The 3,353-nt window shown below is 36.9% G+C and carries 3 protein-coding genes; all 3 read right to left on the reverse strand.

The features are described 5' to 3' along the window. Positions 1 to 135: 135 nt before the first annotated feature. On the reverse strand, positions 136 to 561 hold the full coding sequence (locus AFK68_RS05155; RefSeq protein WP_094671731.1) for an ATP-binding protein: 426 nt from the start codon (positions 559 to 561) through the stop codon (positions 136 to 138). A gap of 292 nt (positions 562 to 853) precedes the next feature. Further along, positions 854 to 2,230: a GAF domain-containing SpoIIE family protein phosphatase gene (locus AFK68_RS05160; protein ID WP_094671864.1), complete on the reverse strand. Its 1,377-nt coding sequence runs from the start codon at positions 2,228 to 2,230 to the stop codon at positions 854 to 856. 576 nt (positions 2,231 to 2,806) lie between these two features. Next, a complete protein-coding gene (locus AFK68_RS05165; RefSeq protein WP_094671865.1) occupies positions 2,807 to 3,145 on the reverse strand; it encodes an anti-sigma factor antagonist in 339 nt (112 codons plus the stop codon). Between the last annotated feature and the right edge of the window lie 208 nt (positions 3,146 to 3,353).

Here is a 3,353-nt window from a genome sequence, read left to right on the forward strand (position 1 = left end):
GTCTATTAAGTAAAATTATTCTTATATTAAATACAAAAAATTCTGCAAATATACGAATCTCTCCATCTCCCCATCTCCCCATCTCCTTATCTCCCTATCAATCTTGAGTAACAAACATTAACGTATTTCATATTATTATGTTGTAGTCCTATTCACAACTAAAATATTACGATTCCGATCACCTATATGTTCATAAATAAACTTATCAACACTTTGATAAGCTAAGTGAATTCCATAACCACCAAGGGGACGCTCTTCCATTCTTTTTTTTAAGTCTTCTTCTGTAAGTGCTTCTTTCGTAGTAGGATCATAAGGTTTTGCCGTATCTTCAATATAAACGGTTAAACTTGTTTCATCTATTTTAGCTTCTACAGATATACTTCCTTCTAATCCATTCTCATTATAACCATGAGTAATAATATTTGTTGCTATTTCATCTACTGCTAAACATAATTTATATGATACTTTTTTTTCTAAACCCGCTTCTGTTGCTGCTGACTTAACATATTGACGAATTCGTCCTAAGTTCTCTAGTTTTCCTAGTAATATTAATGCTTCCATAAATCCTCCTTTCTTTGTTTTTTTTTAATAAAAAATCAAGTAAATTATTGCACAAAAATAACCAATTTTTTACCGGAAAATTGTGGGTATGCGCCTCCCCTTTTAAGGGAATGAAAAAAATATTTAACTCGGTATTTCAAGCCTCCGAGTTTAGTCTGAGGTTCACTGATAACTGTTAGCGCAGCTCCTCCGCAGGAGGCTAACTGAAATGACCCCCTACTCCCTACTCCCTACTCCCTACTCCCTACTCCCTACTCCCTACTCCCTACTCCCTCTTTTCTAATAGTTTTAGTTAATTTCTCCGCACCGCTAACATTGTAATATCATCAAATTGTGCTGCATCTTCCATATAATCAAACAACTTATTTTTAATGCGCCCTATCAATTCTGATGCAGAATTAGCCGGCTTTTCCACCATTTCTTTTAGTCTTTTATCTGTAAATAATTTTCCCTCCGGGCATTTTGCTTCAGTCACGCCATCGGTATAACCTATTAGTATTTCTCCAGGCTCTAACTGAACTTCTTTAATTTCAAACTTCATATTTGGCATCATTCCTACCGCAGGTCCAGTAGAATTTAGGGTCTGTTTTATGCCATCTTGATTAATAATAAACAGAGGTTCATGTCCTCCATTAACGTAACTAAGTAAACCCGTTTTTGGATCTAGCACCCCAAAAAATAATGTAGCAAACATACTCATTTGCCAATGGTTTTGCGCAACATAGTCATTAGTAAGGCGAACAGCTTGAAGAGCTTTCTCGTGAGCTAAATTAATTGAAGTTGTAGTTGCTTGTAATTTATCTTCCTCAGAAGAAAAGATGCGAATTAAGCTGCGGAATAAAGCCATAAATAATGCTGCACCCACTCCCTTATCACAAACATCCGCTATTACTAACCCTATTTGATCGTTGCCAAGAGTAAAAGCATCGTAAAAATCTCCCGCTACTTGTTTAGCAGGATGAAAACAAGCAACTATTTCCCAATCATCCAACTTAGGAATATCATAAGGGAGAAAATCTATCTGAATTTGTCTACCCTTTTCTAACTCATGGTCAAGAGCTTTAGAATAAGTATCTAGTTGTCCATACAGTCTAGCATTTTCGAGAACTAACCCTATTTGTTCAGCAGTAGCTTCCATTGACTCTGCCATTCTGTCGGTAAAATGATTAGGTTGAGAGTGCAATAAAGTAATAATACCAAGCAAATTTTGATTATTGATAATTGGAACACCTAATGCTGAACGAACTATGTAAGGTTGATTAGGTAAAGTTAACCAGCGATCGTCCTCTTCTGTATCCGTAATTAATCCTATCTCACGGTTGCGACTTACCCAACCTGCTAACCCTTTATCTAAAACACTACCTATTAGTTTAGTCCGTTGTTCGGGACTTACTTCAGTGCGAGTGAGAATAGCATCTACAATTTTCTTAGATGCAGGATCTAGTAAAAATAAACTTCCTTTTTCTGTGGCAGTGACATCAGCACAAACATCTAAGGTTTTTTGTAAAGCAGCTTTAATAATTCCTCCTGGCCTAGAGGAGCATCCTGTTGTTACTTCTATCAATACTTTTTGAGCTAGTCGGTAAGCTGCAATTTCATCTTGGACTTTAGCCATTTCCTGTCGCAGAGACTTTATTTCTTCTCTCAGATTTTCTTCTGTTGTTCCCATTGCTGATAATATTGATAATGGATGATTAATAATGGATAATTCTGGTTTGCTGATTAAATATAAAAGTATTGACGGATAAAGGTTTTAGCAATTTCAGGTCTTGAAAAAGTACCAGCTTTTCGGTTGATAGAGCTAAAAAAGTTAGCATTTTGGGGTAACTATGGCAGAAAAATTAAGGGACTATTCTTCTGACTACCTACCTATAACTCCCATTTCTCCTGTACGGGTAATTGGCGTTTTGCATTCTGCAAAGCTATCCTAGGTCATACTCCACAAACGCTTTATATGTCCCGCAGCGTTTAGCGTTCGGCACAACTTTTCGTTCCGGAATGCTCCGCAAACGTTAACGCTTAGTGACATGAAAAACGCCCCTTGTGCGCTAGCTAAACGGCTGTCGCCGACATGAATGCGCAGTATTCTGTAGGAAATCTACCCCTACAACTCTTCCCCCTCACTAAAAGACTTATTCAGCAAACCCTAATTAATCTCCAGAGGTTTAAAGCCTCTTTACCAATGGATAATGGACAGTTGATAATTAGAGATAGTCTTCATTATCCATTATCCATTATCCATTAATTAAGCTTCTATCTTAGCTGCATCATATTCATCCAGCAAATAAACACTCTGATCGAAGCCAGTTTTCTTGATAGTATCCAGCACCATTTCTTGAACACTTACCATATAAATATCAACACCTGTTCCCATTTTTTGTTTAGCAAAAATCAATACCCGTAGACCTGCACTTGCCATAAATTCTAGGTCTTGCATCATCAAAACAAGTCTTTTCGGACTTGTCGCTGCTGCTTCCTCTACTTTTGTTTTAAAATCAGGAGCTGTACCTCCATCTAGCTCTCCAGATAATGTTATTTTAGCAATATTATCTTTGATTGTTTCTAGGGTTGCTGTAAAAGCCATAATTTTTCCTTTGTTGTTGATTTTTTGTGATTTTTAGGACTTACGCAGAAACTGGATTGATCTACGAAATTTCGTGATTTAAACAATAATAATCAGGGTAATAAACCCGGTTTCTTTAGCAATTTCACGAAAAAAGGGTGGGAGAGCAGAAAGTTAGCATTAAAGGCAGACAAGGGCCAAAAAATTACTCCCCCACTCCCCCACTCCC

The sequence above is a fragment of the Hydrocoleum sp. CS-953 genome, assembly GCF_002260545.1.
Lineage (GTDB): Bacteria > Cyanobacteriota > Cyanobacteriia > Cyanobacteriales > Microcoleaceae > Trichodesmium.